The sequence below is a fragment of the Methylorubrum sp. Q1 genome (assembly GCF_004683995.1).
Classification (GTDB): Bacteria; Pseudomonadota; Alphaproteobacteria; order Rhizobiales; family Beijerinckiaceae; genus Methylobacterium.
The window spans coordinates 200,828-217,230 of record NZ_SRHQ01000003.1; the positions used below are offsets into that span (position 1 = coordinate 200,828).

The window sequence follows — 16,403 nt, forward strand, 5'->3', positions numbered from 1 at the left end:
AAATCAATAACTATATGAATAGAATCAGTGGATCGACCTAGCAAATCTGCAACGTAATCAATCTGCGCTAGGCCATGCGGTCTATCCGGCGCGGGAAATCATTAACTGTAAAGATTTTAGTCCCGGCACCGCAGCCCGATATTTTTCGCGGCGCACAACCGATGTGGCCGTATGGCCACGCTTGATCGGGCGCTGAGGGATTCGGTGGCGCGTTGCCGCCGGCTGCGGCATGTCAAGCCCGCCCCGCGCAGCATCCGGTGACCGGTCCGCCTCCCTTCGGACGCGACGGCGGCACCGGACGCTTCGCGAGAAATGCTCAGACGAACAGGAAGTCGCCGGCCGAGAGCTGCGCCTTGTGAACGTCGGCGAGCCACAGCGTGTCGGCGCCCGAGGTGATGGCGACATCGGAGCCGACATCATGGGCTGCGGAGAGCAAGGCGTTGAACGAACCGAACATCGCCTTGCTCACTTCGACGACGTCCTGCGCGGTGCCACGCAGTTGGAAGTCCTCGATCCAGTCGGTGCCGTTGCCGGCCTTGAACACGAAGTGATCCGCGCCGGCGCCGCCCCAGAGGTGGTCGGTGCCGCTGCCGCCGTCGAGGCGGTCGTTGCCGGCCCCGCCGTGGAGGCGGTCGTCGCCGGCCAGCCCGTTGAGCGTGTCGTTGCCGGCCAGCCCGTCGAGGTCGTCGGCGAAGCGCGAGCCGGTCATCGTGTCGGAGGCCGCCGTGCCGTCCCGGTCGATGCCCGTGCCGGCCGGGGCCGGAGTCGGGGCCGGCGCGGGAGTTGGGGTCGGGGCAGGGGTCGGGGCAGGGGTCGGCACCGGGGTCGCAACCGGCGCAGTGCCGGTCGCCGTCCCGTCGAACACGTTGTGGATCGGCGTCATCGGCGTGGCCGAGGGCGCGGCCGACACGTCCGCGCCGGCCGAGGAGGTTCCCCAGACGATGTTGTTGGGAACCCCCGGATCCGTGTAGGTCGAGTCCTCGATCGTGACGTTGTGGCCGCTCGTGTTCCAGATCAGCCCGTTCGACAGCGACACGCCGCGGCCCTGGTCGCCGGCATCGTTGTCGAAGGAGCGGGTGTCGACGAAGGACACGTCGTCCGAGTAGGACGAGAAGCCGCCATTGCTCATGTGGATCACGTCGACGTTCTGGACGTGGCCCCCCTGCGAATTACCCTCGAACATCACGCCGGCACCGCTCGGCGAGTTGTTGCCGTCGATCACGCCGTTGGTAATCGAGACGTTCCGGCTGTCGATGATCGAGACGTTGTCCTCGACATGCGAGTGGCTCGCATCGTTGGTGACGGCGAAATCCGAGAGGCTGCCGTTCGGCGACTGGTAGAACTGAACGAGCTGACCGCCGGGGAACGGCCCGTGGAAGTTGTGCCCCTCGATGTAGGAGAGCTTCGCGTTCGGGGATTGGCCGAGATAGATGCCGGTGCCGCTGTCCTGCAGGGTCACGTGCGACGCGGTGAAGCCGGACGCGTTGACGACCCGGATGCCGGTGGTCTCGGCATCGGTCTCGCCCCCGTTGCCCACGGGCGGATCGGAATTGACGATGAGGCTGTTCTGGACGGTGACGCCGCTGACGTCCTCGACGACGATGCCGTTGCCGTCGGCGTGGTGAATGGTGACGTTGCGGATGACGACGTTGTTGTGATCGACGCGGATGGCGTCGCCGTCGGAGACCCAGAGATCCAGATTTTCGATAACCTGTCCGTCGTACGTCGTGCGGATGGGGGTGGTGCTGTAGGTTTGGCCCGCAGGCATGATCGCTCCTTGAGATGCGATGATCGCAACGGAGCGGGGAATTAATGAATGTTAGCGAGCAGATCGATTGCGTAAATCTGCAACGTACCCCGTGAGGACTACTCCCCACGAGGTATGGGCCGACGAAAACGGTTCAGCTTAATGCTGTTTTCTCGTGGGTCTTTGTCAGAAATTTTCTGACAGACAACGGTTTGTTGCCGAACGGCCACGCTTGATCGGCTGGCCTGGGTATCGCCAGGCCGGCTAGCGAAGGTCCTTCTCCCCGAATCATGCCTTCTTACGGTCTTCGGGTGATGGGTTCGGCGAGCCGGCTCTCCCCCCTACCCGCACGCGGGGCGAGGGGACACGCACCCATCACCGAGGTGATCAGCCGGAACCGTTATCACGCGCCTGTCGGCCAGAGGTGTGGTCAAATCGTCTGGTTGTAGGCGCCCACCTCCGGGTGCTGGCGCAGCACCCCATCCACCGCCGCGAACATCTCGCGAAGTCGCGCTTCGGAGACCGGGCTCTCCACCACCACCACGAGTTCCGGCTTGTTCGAGGAGGCCCGCACCAGCCCCCAGGTGCCGTCGGCGGTGGTCACGCGCACGCCGTTGACCGTCACCAGATCGGTGATCGGATGCCCGCCCACCGGCTCGCCCGAGGCCTGCAGCGCCCGGAACCGCTCGGTCACCGCCTCGACCACGCCGTACTTCACCTCGTCGGCGCAATGCGGCGACATGGTCGGCGAGCCCCAGGTCTTCGGCAGCGCCCGGTAGAGGTCGGCCATGGTCTGCCCCGGATTGCGGTCGAGCATCTCGATCACCGCGATCGCGGTCAGCAGGCCGTCGTCGTAGCCGCGGCCGACCGGGGCATTGAAGAAGAAGTGCCCCGACTTCTCGAAGCCGGCGAGCGCCGAGAGTTCGTTGACGCGGCGCTTGATGTAGGAATGGCCGGTCTTCCAGTAGTCGGTGCGCACGCCGCGCGCCTGCAACTCGGGGTCGGCGGCGTAGAGGCCGGTCGATTTCACGTCGACCACGAAGGTCGCGTTCGGGTGAAGCTTCGACAGGTCGCGGGCCAGCATCACGCCGATCTTGTCGGCGAAGATCTCCTCGCCCTCGTCATCGACCACGCCGCAGCGGTCGCCGTCGCCGTCGAAGCCGAGGCCGACATCGGCGCCGGTCTCGCGCACCTTGTCGGCGATGGCGTGCAGCATCGCCATGTCCTCGGGGTTGGGGTTGTAGCGCGGGAAGCTGTGATCCGGCTCGACATCGAGCGGGATCACCTCGACGCCGAGCCGCTCCAGAAGCGCGGGGGCGAAGGCGCCGGCCGTGCCGTTGCCGCAGGCGGCCACGACCTTCAGCTTTCGCGAGACGGGTTTGGCGCGCGCCACGAGGTCGTCGAGATAGACCTGAGCGAAATCCGAGACGAATTCGTAGGCGCCGCCGTCGCGGTACCGGAACGCACCCGTGGTGACGATCTCCTTGAGGCGGCCCATCTCGTCGGGGCCAAAGGTCATGGGCCGCTCGGCGCCCATCTTCACGCCGGTCCAGCCGTTGTCGTTGTGCGAGGCGGTGACCATGGCCACGCAGGGGCAGTCGAGGGCGAACTGGCCGAAATAGGCCATCGGCGAGAGCGCGAGCCCGATATCCTTCACCCGCAGGCCCGCCGCCTGCATCCCGGCGATCAGCGCGAGCTTGATCGAGGCGGAGTAGGCGCGAAAGTCATGGCCGGTGACGATGTCGGGGCGCACGCCGCGCTCATGGATCAGCGTGCCGAGACCGAGGCCGAGCGCCTGGACGCCCATCAGGTTGATCTCCTGCGGGAACAACCAGCGGGCGTCGTATTCGCGAAAGCCGGTGGGCTTGACCATCGGCAGCTGCTCGAAGGCGAAGGTGTTGGGTTCGAGCTTCGGAACGGGGGTGGGAAAGGCCTTGGAGGGGTCGAAGGACATGACGGACCTTTCGCGAGGGCGGCGGCGGACGAGAGGCCGCTGGAAGGGAAGCCGGAAATCGGTCGAGAGTTTAGACCAAGAGGCCGCCTTGAGCCGAGCCGGGGTCGACCTTCCACACCTCGATCGCCGCCACGGTCGGATTCTCGGCCGCCCCCTGCCAGAAGGCGAGGTCGAGCGTCCCGTCGGTGACCGAGACCGTCCGCGTCAGGGTCGTCGCGGTCGCCCCCGCCGCGGCCGCCGCCCAGATGTCGAAGTTGGTGATCGTGGTGCCCTCGATGCCGATATGGAACTGGCGCTGGCCCGCCCCGCTGAGGCCGCCCGGATCGTCGGGCTGGTTGTAGATCTCGGCAAAGTGCAGGATCACTTCGTAGGAGCCGGAGGCCAGCGCGCTGCCGTTCGCGTTCTTGATCGCGTAGCCGAAGCGGCCGTCATCCGCATCCGTGGTCGAGGCGCTGGCCCAGCCGAAGCGCTGGTTCTGGTAGAGCGCGTCGTCGGTCGTCCCGGCGATCGGGTCGATGTCGGAATAGGTCGCGTTCCCGTCCTGGCCGGCGACGTAGAAGCGGTGGGGGGCGGCCGACGTGTCGGCCTCGAACACGGTCCCGTCCGCACGGGTATAGGCGGCCCCGCCGGAATTGATGGCGAGAACGAGGGTGTCGCTGCCGGGCGTCACGTCGATGGTGAAGGGGTGTGAGGTGGCGGCGTTGGTATTCGCCGCCGGGCTTGCGTCGGCGATCTCGCCGGCCTTGACGGTCGCGGTGTATTGGCCGTCGGCCCAGCCGCCCGCCGGAGCGGCGACGAGGTAGGTGGCGGTGGCCGAGGTCGCGCTGGTCGCCACCTTCGATTGCAGGCTGATCGCCCCGACCGCACCGGCTCCGCTCACCGCGAGGTCGGCCGCGGCGATGCTGGCGAGGTTGATGCCAGACGCATCGTTGTAGATCACCGTCACGCTGGCCCCACCCGTGCCGGACGCGGGACCGTCGACGGTGAAGGCACCGATGCTCGGCCCGGTCGTGTCGGTGCTCCCCGTGGCCTGACGCACGATGATGCCGCTGAGCTTGGCGTTGTCGATGCCGTTGGCGAATTGCAGGTCGAGCGTGCCGTTGGCGCCCGCCGTGATCGGGCCCGAGACGTAGGTGTAGGGCGTGTTGAAGCTGCCGGTCTGGGCCAGGATGTCGAGGTCGTTGAGAACGGTCTGGCCCTCCAGCGACACGTCGAAGACGCGCTGGCCCGGATTGCTCCACCAGAGTTCGCCGAAGCGCAGCTCGACCGTGTAGGCCTGACTCGTGCTGGCCACGGGGATCGCGTAGCTGAAATTGCCGTAGCGCTCGGTCTGGTAGACGGTGTTGGTGAAGACCGATTGCAGGCCGTTGCCGCCGGTGCCGTCGATGAAGGTGGCGCCGCCGGTGAAGTGCTGGTCGGCCGAGAAGCTGATTCCGTCCTGAATCAGCGCCCCGCCGCCGGCATTGATCGCCGCGACGATCCCGCCCGCGCTGCTGGTCTGGACCGAGAAGAGCTGTGAGGCCGCAAGGTTGGTGTTGGCCGCCGGGCTCGCATCGGACACCTCACCGGTCTTGACGGTGGCGGTGTACTGGCCGTTGGTCCAGCCCCCGGTGGGTGCTGCGACGATGTAGGTGGCGGTGGCCGAGGTCGCGCTGGTGCTCGTCTTGGATTGCAGGCTGATCGCGCCGATCGCGCCGGGCCCCGTCACCGCGATGTCGGCCGCGGTGATGCTGGCGAGGTTGATCCCCGAGGCGTCGTTGTAGACCACCGTGACGCTGGCACTCGCGTCACCCGCCACGGGCGCCTGGACCGTGAAGGGCCCCACCGTCGGCTTGGTCATGTCGGTGCCGCCGCCCCCATTCGCTTGGCGCACGACGATGCCGCTGAGCTTGGCGTTGTCGATGCCGTTGGCGAATTGCAGGTCGAGCGTACCGTTGGCGCCCGCCGTGATCGGGCCCGAGACGTAGGTGTAGGGCGTGTTGAAGCTGCCGGTCTGGGCCAGGATGTCGAGGTCGTTGAGGATGGTCTGCCCTTCGAGCGTGACGTCGAAGACGCGCTGGCCCGGATTGCTCCACCACAGCTCGCCGAAGCGCAGCTCGACCGTGTAGGCCTGACTCGTACTGGCGACGGGGATCGCATAGCTGAAATTGCCGTAGCGCTCGGTCTGGTAGACGGTGTTGGTGAAGGCCGATTGCAGGCCGTTGCCGCCGGCCATGTCGATGAAGGTGGCGCCGCCGGTGAAGTACTGGTCGGCCGAGAAGCCGATCCCGTCCTGCGTCAGCGCTGCGCCGCCGGCATTGATCGCGGCGACGACCGGGTTCGTCGTGCCCGATTTGGCGGTGGTCGTGATGGTGATCCCATCGAAATCGGCGGTGAAAGCCTCGCCGTCGTTGGAGGTGGCGAGCAGGCCCACCGCCATCCCGCTGGCCTTGCCGCCCACGGTGTAATCGCCCTGGATCGCCTTCAGCAGCGCGCTGCCGCTCGGCACGCTCAGGCTGGTGCCGGCGGTGAAGGCGGCGTTCGCGTCGGTGGCGGAGGAGACCGCCCCGGTGCCGAAGCGCCAGTAGGGCGTGACGGTGTTGGTCTCGAGATTGACCGCGAGGCGCAGCTGCACCCAGCTCGCACTCGTCGCGCTCAGGAGCGCGTTGTTGGTGACCGCGCTGGTCTGGGCGACGCCGAGATTCTCCATCGAGGTCTCGAAGATCGCGCTGGTGTACTTGCCGGCCGCGCTCTCGCCGCGCCCGCCGAGCACCAGCTTGATGAAGTTGTCCTGATCGCCCGTGCCGATCTGCAGGCCCGCCGAGGGGAAGCCGCCGTTGCTCGTGGCGTTCGGAATCCAGTTCGCCATCGTCATGGTGACGTTGGCGGTGGCCACGCTGTCGTCGAAGGTGACGCCGGCCTGCAACGCGTCCTTGAGGGTGTTGTTGCCTTCCGTGAAGTCGCCCTCCTGCACGTTCTTCAACTGGATGACGCCGCCCGCGCCGCCCGCGATGATGTTGGCCGAGGTGTAGAGGCCGCCGTCGAGGAACGGGTCGAGCCCGTTGATCATCGCTCCGGTGAGCCCGCTGCCGCCGAAGGTGCCGGGGATCGCACCGGATTCGAAGTTGAACACGACGGTCTTGCCGCCCGAGATCACGTCGGTGCCCGCGGTGCCGTTGTCGGGGTCGAGGGCGAAGGGGTCGAGCGTGTTGTTGATCCCGTCGCCATCGAGGTCGAGGTTCTGCGGGTTGGTCGGGCCCGGCGTCAGCACCTTGATGTTGCCGTCGGCCAGCGTCGTGACCCAGACGGTGCCGGCGAAGGGCTTGCCGTCGCCGACCGCGTCGATGCCGAGCGGCGCACCGCCGCCCATCGGCACCACCTGCTTGCCCGCGGCGACGATCTGGCCGGCGGCGCCGACCGTGGTGTCGACGCCGCCCGACGCGTTGCGGGGGATGATGTGGAGGTAGCCCGCGAGATCCGTGACGAGGATGGCGCCCTTAATGCTCGTCGTGCCGCCGTTCGCCGTCGTCCAGGTGGTCGAGGCGGTGTACTCGGCCAGGCCGTTGAGCGAGCCCTGGCCGGTGTCGAGGGCGCCGTCGCTGATGCCGCCCTCGAAGAACACGCTCTCGCGCGGGTCGGCGGTGCCGGCCGGGATCACCGAGTTGAAATCGGCGGGCAGGCCGGCGCTGCCCTGGGGCAGGAAGGTCGCGCCGGTGACGCCTGCCCCGGGCGTCAGCAGCCAGCCGGCCTGGCCCCCCACCGCCCGCACGAGGTTGGGATGGCCGCCGTAATAGCCCTGCCCCGTGATCTCGTGGAGCTGGTCGTAGTTGAGCCGTTTGGTGCCGCCGTCCAGGTCGGGGGTGTTGAGCGGGATCTGGTTCTGGTTGGTCACGACGTTGCCGGCGGCATCCGACGGGCGCCCGCCCCAGCCGTTATTGGCGCCGTTGTCGTAGGTGAACATCTTGCCGTCGGAGGTCAGAAGCACGTCGTAGGCATTGCGGTAGCCGGGCGAGTAGATCTGCACCGGGCTGTCGGCGGTGATCTTTGCCATGTTGAACCCGTCGCGCCCGCCGAACGGACCGCTGACATCCGAGCCGTCCGGGTTCTCGTTGCCGGCTGTCCCGTTGTTGGGGCGGTAGGGATCGTCGAGGGTCGGCAGGTCGTAGAGGTAGGGGTTGAGCCCGGTCGGGTTCTTGAGCGTCATGGCGTCGAGCGCCGTCAGATCGACCTTGAGCACGGCGGCGGCGTAGGCGAATTCCGGCAGGCCGGCGAAGTTGTTGGAGGGCGCGCCCGCGTTGGTGTTGCCGCCCACCGCCACGTAGAGCGTCTTGCCGTCGGGCGAGATCGCCATGCCGTTGGCGGAGTGGTTCTCCTCCGAGCGGGGCAGGCCGCGCACGAGATCGACCTTCTTCCACGTATCGGTCGTGGAATCGAAGGTGAGGCGCGAGATGATCGAGGAATTGGTGTCGAGATTGGTGTCCTCGCCGCCGTTGCCGGCGCCGATGCGCGGGTCGCTCGAGGTGACGTAGAGGACGGGGTTGTCGGCGGTGCCGGTGACGAGGATGCCGGTGACCTGCCGCTCCTTCAGGCTCGCGTTCAGCGAGCCGTCGTCGTTGTGGTTGGGCAGGTTGAGGATGAGGTCGATCGATTCCGTTTTGGTGACGACGTAGCCGTTGCCCTGCTGGGCGACCGTCAGGGCCTTGATACTGCCGAACCGCTCGGCAACGTAGAGTCGTCCGTCCGGCCCCCATTGCAGAGCCGAGGCCAGCCCCGAGTAACCGGCAAGTGTTGACTGAGAAAACGTGACGTCGGCCATGATCATCCCCACTCGCGCCAGACTTGAGATCAGACTCAACATCAGACTCAACATCAGACTTGGGGCCGACCGTATCCGCGCCCGATCCGGGCTTCATGCGCGCAGCGGTATTCCGCGGCGCTCTTCCGGGCTAGGGCGGTCTCCACCGAAGTGGATGCCAGTTCAGCGAAAGAGCCGGCCTCGGAACAAGGAGTAAGAGCCGCTCTCGATCGTACCATTCCGGGCACGGAGCATTTGGGCATCGTCTCGCCGAACGTGCTCTGGACGATGCGCAGGTGCAGGTTTTCGGGCGCGGCCTCGGATTCAGGGCATTTGCCGGAGTGCCGCCCTCGTCGTCCCTGTCAGCATTCCGGGGGGTTCCGGCTCGCGCGACGCGGCTTTCGCCTGGGGGACCGCGCCATCACCGGCCGAAGAAAGCGCGAGCTGGGATCACCGAGCCCAGCCGATCCTCGCGCTCGAGGAGGACGGGCCGCGTTTTCGCGTGGCCGGCGGCGGCCGGCATGCGCTCAGATGTAGTGGCGGTAGACGATGGAACGGGTCGTCTCGTCGCCATCGCCGTCGCGGTCGGCATTCGCCTGTCGGCCGGCCGACAGGCCGATCACCGAGACGAGCGCGAGGGAAATCACCTTCGGCGAGAGGCGGACGACATGGTGCGCTGCGGATGCAAGGCCACGCGCGAACCGAAGCAGAATCGTCATGCGCAGGATCTCCCTTCGCCGGCACGCGTGCCACGATGCCCCATCGGTGATGCCGCTTTGTGTCGGAAATCGGCTGGACGTCGCATCGGAGCGCCACCGCCCGATCGAACGGGCGGCGATGCCACGGCGTCAGGACGCGGGACGAAGACGCCCGAACGCCCAGGCGCCGAAGGCAAGAGCCCCCACGGGGGCAAGAAGAAGAGCAATCACGGTCAGCATGCTTGTCATAGGGTCGGCCTCCCTCACCGAATTGGCTCGCCTCCCGATCGCCTGAGATCGTGGAACCGTTGCGAGCCCCTAACATGAAATATGGTTCAGGTCTTTGTCGCGGCCAATCACTATTACGCCAGGCCGTGCGCCGGATTGCGGGCCATGCCCATCGCGCCGTCGCGGCATCCCGCACCGGCTGCGCTCGAGCGCCCTGGTCCGACTGGGCGCCCCGCAGCCGGGACGGGACGCGAAATCCGGCGCATGTCCCGATTTGGCACGAAACACGGTGGCATCCCGCTCGCACCGGGGAGCGGAGCCGTATCGAGTGAGCCGTCGATGTTTCCCAAACTCGTCGGATCCGCAGCCCTCCTCGCGGCCGGATCCGTCCTTCTTCATAGCTGGGATGCGCCGCGCTGGGCGATCACCGCGCTGTGCGTGATCGGCACCGTCGTGGCCGTGCTGTCGCTTGCTCCCATTCTGGGGCAGCCGATCGCTCCGGCTGCGGTGATGCCCGCCCCCGAGCGGCTGAAAGGCCCGGCTCCGGTCTTCGAGGGAATCTGGGATCCGATCGAGCGCCGGCAGGTCTTGAGCGAAGCGGACCGAACGGATCTGTAGCGCGTCGCCCCGAGCCCGTGATCCGAACCGTGCGACCGATGCAGAACCGCAACAGAACAGGAAAATATCAGATAGTAAAAACGGTTGCGCGCAAACATAATCGAGCGTTCAAGTATTTGTATTTATAACAGCTATAAAACATAGATCTTGCATGCATCATTCGGTGTTTGTCATACGCGGGGCACAAATCGTTGTGTCTTCTTGGGTTTTTATAACCTAAGTTAAAAGCGTACCGGAAAAGATGTTCGAAGATCGTGCCGTTTCCGCTCGGCCGGCTCCGCGTGCGGGCCGGATCTCACGCCTGCTTGCCTCGACATTTCTGTCGGGAACGGCCCTGCTCGGCCTCGCCGTGCCGGGCCTCGCACAGGAGGCGGCCGGCGCCGTCGAACTGTCCGAGTTGAGCGTGACCGGCGAGGGCCGCGGCGCCACACTCGGCGGCGCGCTGTACGGCCCCGGCGGCGCCGCGGGCGCGGTGCCGGGCTACGTCGCCAGCCGCAGCACCGTCGCCACCAAGACCGACACGCCGATCCTGGAGACGGCCCAGTCGATCTCCGTCATCGGCCGCAAGCAGATCGAGGACCAGAACGCGCTCAGCATCAACCAGGCGCTGCGCTACACCCCAAGCGTCACCACCGAGCAGCGCGGCGGCGCCGGCTCGAGCCGCCTGGAGCAGTTCCTGATCCGCGGTTTCACCGCGCCGGTCTTCCTCGACGGCATGGCGCTGCTCGGGGGACGCGACGCCAACGCCACGATCGATCCCTACCGGCTGGAGCGCATCGACGTCATCAAGGGCCCGGCCTCGGTGCTCTACGGACAGTCGGGTCCGGGCGGCATCGTCAACCTCGTGTCGAAGGTGCCGCAATTCGTCCGGCACGGCGAGGTCTTCGTCCAGGGCGGCGGCTTCAGCGAGGTGCGCGGCGGCGTCGATGTCGGCGGCCCGATCCCATCCGACGTGCCCTGGCTCGCCGACCAGTTCGCCTACCGCATCGTCGGTTTCGGCTGGAACGGCGACGGCCCCGTGGACACGACGCGGGTCGAGCGGGCGCTGATCAATCCGAGCCTGACCTGGCGGCCCTCCGCCGACACCCAGCTCACGCTCATCGGCAACTACCAGCGCGATCCGTTCTCGGGCTTCTACGGCGGCTTCCCGGCGGTGGGCACGGTGTTCCCGCGCAACTTCGGCAACGGCGTCATCGGCCGCCTGCCGGTGAACTTCTACGACGGCGACCGCGGCGTCGAGCGCTCGGACCGGACCCAGGCCTCGCTCGAGTACCTGTTCGATCACCGCTTCAGCGAGAACCTGCGCTTCCACTCGGCCGGGCGCTACCTGCGCACCCAGGGCGATTACCGCAGCGTTTACAGCGCCTTCAATCCCCGCAATGGACCGTTCGCCTCGGGCCCGCTGATTCCGCGCGCCGTCATCGCAACCAACGTGGCGGCGGAAGCCTACACGATGGACAGCAACTTCGTCGCCAACTTCGACACCGGCTTCATCGCCCACACCGCCCTGCTCGGCGTCGATCACCGCACCTTCAGCACCCGGACCAGCGGCTCCCCGTTCCCGGATGCGCCGGACCTGAACGTGCTGGCGCCGAACTACGACATGAACATCGCGGTCCCGGCCTTCAACACCGTTTCGCGGGTCGATGCGCAGCAGACCGGCGTCTACTTTCAGGATCAAATGAAGTTCGACCGCCTCGTGCTGACGCTGGGCGGGCGCTACGACGTCGCGCGCCAGACCGGGCCGACCCGCTCCTTTGCCGCGAACGGCACCAGCACCCTGACGCTCCAGAACGCGCCGGCCGACGCCTTCACCGGCCGGGCGAGCCTGCTCTACCTGTTCGATTCGGGCGTGGCGCCGTACGTGTCCTACAGTCAGGCCTTCGAACCGATCGTCGCGGGCCGCGTGTTCGATACGGCCTTCGGCACCGTCGGCCGCGTGCCCGATCCGCAATTGAGCGACCAGTACGAAGCCGGCATCAAGTACCAGCCGCCGGGCACCGACATCCTGCTCACCGCCGCCTTCTTCGACATCCGCCAGTCGAACCGCACGACCGCGGACCCGGCGCGCCAAGGCTTCGTCGTCCAGACCGGTCAGGTCGGCGTGCAGGGCATGGAGTTCGAGGCGCGGGTGAACCTCACCGAGGGCGTCACCCTGGTCGGCGGCTTCTCGCTCCTCGACATCCGCAACGTCCGGGACGACGGCCGAACCGCCAACGACCTGACCCCGGGTCAGACGGTGCCGCTCCAGGGCCGCAGCCCGGTTCTGGTACCGGATTCCACCGCCTCGCTGCTGGCGACCTACCGCTTCAGCGAGGGGCCGCTCCTCGGCCTCGAAGTCGGCGGCGGCGTGCGCTACCTCGGACCGTCCTGGGGCGATGCGGCCAACACCTTCAAGGTGCCGGCCAGCGTGCTGGTCGACGCCACGCTCAACTATGAGCTGAAGTACCTCGACGCGACGCTCCAGGGCTTCTCGATGCAGGTGAACGCCAACAACCTCCTCGACGAGCGCTACGTCAGCGGCTGCAACGGCTACACCAGTTGCTATTACGGCCTGCCGCAGACCGTCTATGCAACCTTGCGCTATCGCTGGTAGGAGGCCGGCATGGCTTCGCAAGGCAATGCGCAAGGCAGGACGAGGGCGCTTGAGCGGGTCTCCGTGGCCGGAAGGGTCGTCCTGGCCGCGGGCGGCGGCTACGGGATCGCCGCGCTCGCCACCGCGCTGCTGTCGCTGACCCTGCCGATGGCGCGCTCCGAGGCGGTGGCGACGGCGACCCTGCTCAGCTTCGCCGTGATGGCGGGCATCGTCGTACTCGTCTTCGCGACGCGCACGCTGCTGCGGGCGCTCCTCACCGTGGCCGGCACGGCCGTCGTGCTCGGCGCCCTCCTCTGGTTGGCGATGGGAGGATCCGCGCCATGAAGGGAAGCTTCCGCCAGTCGATGGCGTGGCTGCACACGTGGTCCGGCCTGATCGTGGGCTGGGTGCTGTTCGCGATCTTCGTCACCGGTACCGCGAGCTACTACCGGCCGGACATCTCCCGCTGGATGCGCCCCGAATTCACGCGGGCCGAGCCGATGGAGGCTGCCGCCCTCGGGGCGGCGGCCGAGCATGCGGTGGCCTATCTCGGCCAGCACGCGACCAAGGCCCGAACCTGGTTCGTCGGCCTGCCGCAGCCCGACAACCCGGTGCTCGACCTGTTCTGGCGCACCCGGCCGGGCGAGCGTCCGGGTCACGTCCTGCTCGATCCGCGGACCGGAACCGAGTCCACCGTGCGCGATACGCAAGGGGGCGACTTCCTCTACCGCTTCCATTTCGAGCTGCACATGCCGCCGCTCTGGGGGCGCTGGGTCGTCGGGTTCTGCGCGATGATCATGCTGGTGGCGCTGATCTCCGGCATTGTCACCCACAAGCGGATCTTTGCCGACTTCTTCACCTTCCGCCGCGACAAGGCGCCCCGGCGCAGTTGGCTCGACGCCCACAACGTCACCGGCGTGCTGGCGCTGCCGTTCCACGTGATGATCACCTATACCGGGATCATCACCCTCGCGACGTTCTACATGCCCTGGGGCGTGAACACCGCCTACAAGGGCAACGCCCAGACCTTCTTCACCGAGGCGAACTGGATCACGACGCCGCGCCCGCCCGCGAAGCAGGCCGCCGCGCTCGCCCCGCTCGGGCCGATCGTGGCGCGGGCGGTCGCGGCCCGGCCGGAGCCGCTGGAGCGGCTCACGATCGTCAATCCGGGCGACGCCAACGCCACCGTGGTCGCGGTGTTCGAGGAGCCGCACGGCCTCTCGCACGAGCATCCGCAGATCGCCTTCGACGGGGTGAGCGGCGCGATCCTCGAGGTCCGCGACGGCGGCCTCAAGCCCGCGGCCAAGACCTTCACGGTGATGACCGGCCTGCACGAGGCGCATTTCGCCGGCACCCTGCTGCGGCTGGTGTTCTTCCTGTGCGGGATCATGGGCTGCGCCATGGTCGCGACCGGCGTCGTGCTCTGGTCGCTGGCCCGCCTGCCGAAGGCGGGGGAGCGGCCCTTCTTCGGCCTGCGGCTGGTCCAGGCGCTGAATGTCGGCAGCATCGCCGGCCTGCCGGCGGCCATCGCCTGCTTCTTCATCGCCAACCGGCTCCTGCCCGTCGGCCTCGCCGGGCGCGAGGATTGGGAGATCCGCGTCTTCTTCGGCGCCTGGATCGTCGCGGCCCTGGTGCCGCTCGTCCGTCCGCAGCGCCGGGCGTGGTGCGAGGGTCTGGCCGCCGTGTCGGTGCTCTGCGTCGCGGTGGTCGCAGCCGACATCCTGACGATCCCCGGCCATCCCCTGCGGCTGGCTGGCGGCGACCCGCTCTTCGTGTGGTTCGACGGGGCGATGCTGCTGCTCGCAATGCTGTTCGCCGTCGCCGCCCGCAAGATCCTGCGCTACGAGGCACCCAAGCGGGCTGCGAAGCCGGCCCCGGTTCCCGCCTCCCCCACCCGCCAGCCCGCGCGGCGCCCTGAGCCGACCCACGCATGACGCCTCTCGTCCTGGCCGTGAACCTGTCCTTGAGCTTCGCCGGCCTCGCCGCCCTCTGCCTCAGCCTGAACCGGCACCACGCGGAGGTCTTCGACCGCAGGGCGGAGCGGGCGGCGGTGCTGCGCCTGCGTCTCTTCGGCTGGCTCGCGATCGCCCTGTCCCTGGTCGTCGCGGGGCTGTGGGAGGGCTGGGCCTTCGGCCCCGTGCAGTGGATCGGCGCGCTCACCGGGGCGGCGCTCGGACTGGTTCTGCTCCTCTCCTACCGCCCGCGCTACGTCGCCCCCGCCGCGCTCGCCGCCCTCGTCGCGGCGGCCCTGCCGCTGGCGGTTCTCGCCGCCGCGGCCTGATGCGCCCGCTGCCGCCGCCCCAGGCGCTCGCCCTTGCGAGCCGCCTGCTCGCCGCGCACGGCTTTCGCGAGACCGCCCGCAACGCGCGCGGCGACAGCCTCTATCTCGCCCGCGGCGAGGGGCCGGAGCGGCTGCGCCTGTCGAACCATGCCCGCACGCCCAAGCAGCGGCGGGTCCATCCCGAGGTGATGGCGAGCCTCGTGATCCGCGCGCCGAAGACGGAAGCGCAGGTCGCCGCCCTGGTCGAAGCCGCCCTGCGCGACTTCGCGGGCGGGCTCGCGCGGCGGTGCAAGCACCTGACAGGGCCGCACTGACCCGGTGCCGCGTACGCGGCTCGACGCTTTCCGGTCGGCGATGGCGCCGCCGCTGCGCCGAGGCGCGACGCAGCGAATCTATGCTGGACATAAGCTTGGCAGTCTGGTCTTTCCCAAATCAGAGGTGCGTGCGCGATGTGCTGTCTTATCGGCGCGCCAAGCCAAAGACGACAGGAGAATGGGCTTGGCTATGCCAATCGTTTTCAACAACACAATGTTCCGCGCCGGACAGTCCGGAGGCGCAACCCAATCAAACAGCAATAGCACGAGCTTTTCCGTCGATGCGATCAGCAGAGATTCCAATGTCGTCGTCAACGGAACCATATCGAACCCCAACGATCCGGTAACTTTCGTTATCAATAGATTTGGATTCGAGAGCAGCGCAACTTATTACGCGACCAATTTCGACGACCCAAGCCTAATCGTGCTCGCAAGCCAGCCGAACGGAGCCGGCGGCGCCAGCAGCTACATCATTCTGTCGAACAGCCCGCTCACGCCCGGACAGGTCGTCAACGTGAGCAATGCGTCCCTGGGCGACTACAACGTCCTCTGTTTCGGCTCGGGCACCCACATCCTGACCGAGCGCGGCGAGGTGGCCGTCGAGGATCTGCGCGAGCGGGACGTCGCCGTCACCGCGTCCGGCGCGCGCCGGACGATCACCTGGATCGGCCATCGCGTCCTCGACGGCGGCGGCAGGGCCCTGCACCACGACCGGCAGCCCGTCCGCGTGCGCGCGGGTGCCTTCGGCGGCGGTCTGCCCAAGCGCGATCTCTTCCTCTCGCCGGGCCACCCGGTTCTGGTCGGGGCCGATGCCGACAACGAGGGCGGCTTGCTCGTGCCCGTCATGTGCCTGATCAACGGCACCACGGTCACCCGTGAGCCGGTGACGTGCGTCACCTACTGGCACGTCGAACTCGACGCTCACGACATCCTGCTCGCCGAGGGCCTGCCGGCCGAGAGCTACATCGACGGCGGCGACCGCGCCTTCTTCTCGGAAGCCTCCGACCACGCCCTGCACAACCCCGACTTCGTGCCCGCGGGCTGGGGCGCCCGCTGCCGGCCGGTCGCAGTGGATGGGCCTCAGGTCGAGGCCGAACGCCTGCGCCTCGGCACCGTCTTCGCCGCCATCCTGAACCGGCAAGGCGCATGGTCGGACGGAGCGCTGACGCTGTAGGCCGGCGGGACGCCACCCGCGGGATTGCGCGCCCCGAGCG

Annotated in this window: 11 protein-coding genes; 7 read left to right on the forward strand and 4 right to left on the reverse strand. The window is 67.8% G+C overall.

The window, feature by feature from the left end; translation table 11 throughout:
• Positions 1–316: 316 nt before the first annotated feature.
• From E4V01_RS04555 to E4V01_RS04570, 4 genes are all read right to left on the reverse strand, one after another.
• Positions 317–1,768, reverse strand: coding sequence for a right-handed parallel beta-helix repeat-containing protein (locus E4V01_RS04555; RefSeq protein ID WP_135297536.1), 1,452 nt, complete (start codon positions 1,766–1,768; stop codon positions 317–319).
• A 409-nt stretch (positions 1,769–2,177) separates the two neighbouring features.
• A complete protein-coding gene (locus tag E4V01_RS04560) occupies positions 2,178–3,701 on the reverse strand; it encodes a phosphomannomutase/phosphoglucomutase (protein WP_135297537.1) in 1,524 nt (507 codons plus the stop codon).
• Positions 3,702–3,771: 70 nt separating this feature from the next.
• Positions 3,772–8,496 (reverse strand): malectin domain-containing carbohydrate-binding protein, encoded by a 4,725-nt coding sequence (locus tag E4V01_RS04565; RefSeq protein WP_135297538.1) that lies wholly within the window; start codon positions 8,494–8,496, stop codon positions 3,772–3,774.
• 506 nt (positions 8,497–9,002) lie between these two features.
• Positions 9,003–9,194 carry a hypothetical protein gene (locus E4V01_RS04570; RefSeq protein ID WP_135297539.1) on the reverse strand — a complete coding sequence of 64 codons (192 nt, stop codon included), beginning with the start codon at positions 9,192–9,194 and terminating at the stop codon, positions 9,003–9,005.
• A gap of 471 nt (positions 9,195–9,665) precedes the next feature.
• Between E4V01_RS04570 and E4V01_RS04575 the strand changes: the two genes are divergently transcribed.
• The 7 genes from E4V01_RS04575 (at position 9,666) to E4V01_RS04605 (ending at position 16,363) form a co-directional block, all read left to right on the forward strand.
• The gene (locus E4V01_RS04575; protein ID WP_245517417.1) at positions 9,666–10,019 is read left to right on the forward strand and encodes a hypothetical protein; all 354 of its coding nucleotides are present in this window, start codon (positions 9,666–9,668) and stop codon (positions 10,017–10,019) included.
• Between the two features lie 241 nt (positions 10,020–10,260).
• On the forward strand, positions 10,261–12,615 hold the full coding sequence (locus E4V01_RS04580; RefSeq protein WP_135297540.1) for a TonB-dependent siderophore receptor: 2,355 nt from the start codon (positions 10,261–10,263) through the stop codon (positions 12,613–12,615).
• A 9-nt stretch (positions 12,616–12,624) separates the two neighbouring features.
• On the forward strand, positions 12,625–12,939 hold the full coding sequence (locus E4V01_RS04585) for an iron transporter (protein WP_135297541.1): 315 nt from the start codon (positions 12,625–12,627) through the stop codon (positions 12,937–12,939).
• Positions 12,936–14,528, forward strand: coding sequence for a PepSY domain-containing protein (locus tag E4V01_RS04590; protein WP_135297542.1), 1,593 nt, complete (start codon positions 12,936–12,938; stop codon positions 14,526–14,528). The genes E4V01_RS04585 and E4V01_RS04590 overlap by 4 nt, the downstream gene beginning before the upstream one ends.
• Positions 14,525–14,875 carry a DUF3325 domain-containing protein gene (locus tag E4V01_RS04595; protein WP_135297543.1) on the forward strand — a complete coding sequence of 117 codons (351 nt, stop codon included), beginning with the start codon at positions 14,525–14,527 and terminating at the stop codon, positions 14,873–14,875. Before E4V01_RS04590 ends, E4V01_RS04595 begins: the two co-directional genes overlap by 4 nt.
• Positions 14,875–15,189, forward strand: a complete 315-nt coding sequence (locus E4V01_RS04600; RefSeq protein ID WP_060771357.1) for a hypothetical protein — start codon at positions 14,875–14,877, stop codon at positions 15,187–15,189. The genes E4V01_RS04595 and E4V01_RS04600 overlap by 1 nt, the downstream gene beginning before the upstream one ends.
• A 424-nt stretch (positions 15,190–15,613) precedes the next feature.
• Positions 15,614–16,363 (forward strand): Hint domain-containing protein, encoded by a 750-nt coding sequence (locus E4V01_RS04605; RefSeq protein WP_245517418.1) that lies wholly within the window; start codon positions 15,614–15,616, stop codon positions 16,361–16,363.
• Positions 16,364–16,403: the final 40 nt, after the last annotated feature.

Bases quoted from the DNA above. Each gene is read 5' to 3' on its own strand.
- E4V01_RS04555 (WP_135297536.1), bottom strand. From the start codon at position 1,768: ATGCCTGCGGGCCAAACCTACAGCACCACCCCCATCCGCACGACGTAC.
- E4V01_RS04580 (WP_135297540.1), top strand. From the start codon at position 10,261: ATGTTCGAAGATCGTGCCGTTTCCGCTCGGCCGGCTCCGCGTGCGGGC.
- E4V01_RS04600 (WP_060771357.1), top strand. From the start codon at position 14,875: ATGCGCCCGCTGCCGCCGCCCCAGGCGCTCGCCCTTGCGAGCCGCCTG.
- E4V01_RS04560 (WP_135297537.1), bottom strand. From the start codon at position 3,701: ATGTCCTTCGACCCCTCCAAGGCCTTTCCCACCCCCGTTCCGAAGCTC.
- E4V01_RS04590 (WP_135297542.1), top strand. From the start codon at position 12,936: ATGAAGGGAAGCTTCCGCCAGTCGATGGCGTGGCTGCACACGTGGTCC.
- E4V01_RS04570 (WP_135297539.1), bottom strand. From the start codon at position 9,194: ATGACGATTCTGCTTCGGTTCGCGCGTGGCCTTGCATCCGCAGCGCAC.
- E4V01_RS04565 (WP_135297538.1), bottom strand. From the start codon at position 8,496: ATGGCCGACGTCACGTTTTCTCAGTCAACACTTGCCGGTTACTCGGGG.
- E4V01_RS04575 (WP_245517417.1), top strand. From the start codon at position 9,666: ATGTCCCGATTTGGCACGAAACACGGTGGCATCCCGCTCGCACCGGGG.
- E4V01_RS04595 (WP_135297543.1), top strand. From the start codon at position 14,525: ATGACGCCTCTCGTCCTGGCCGTGAACCTGTCCTTGAGCTTCGCCGGC.
- E4V01_RS04585 (WP_135297541.1), top strand. From the start codon at position 12,625: ATGGCTTCGCAAGGCAATGCGCAAGGCAGGACGAGGGCGCTTGAGCGG.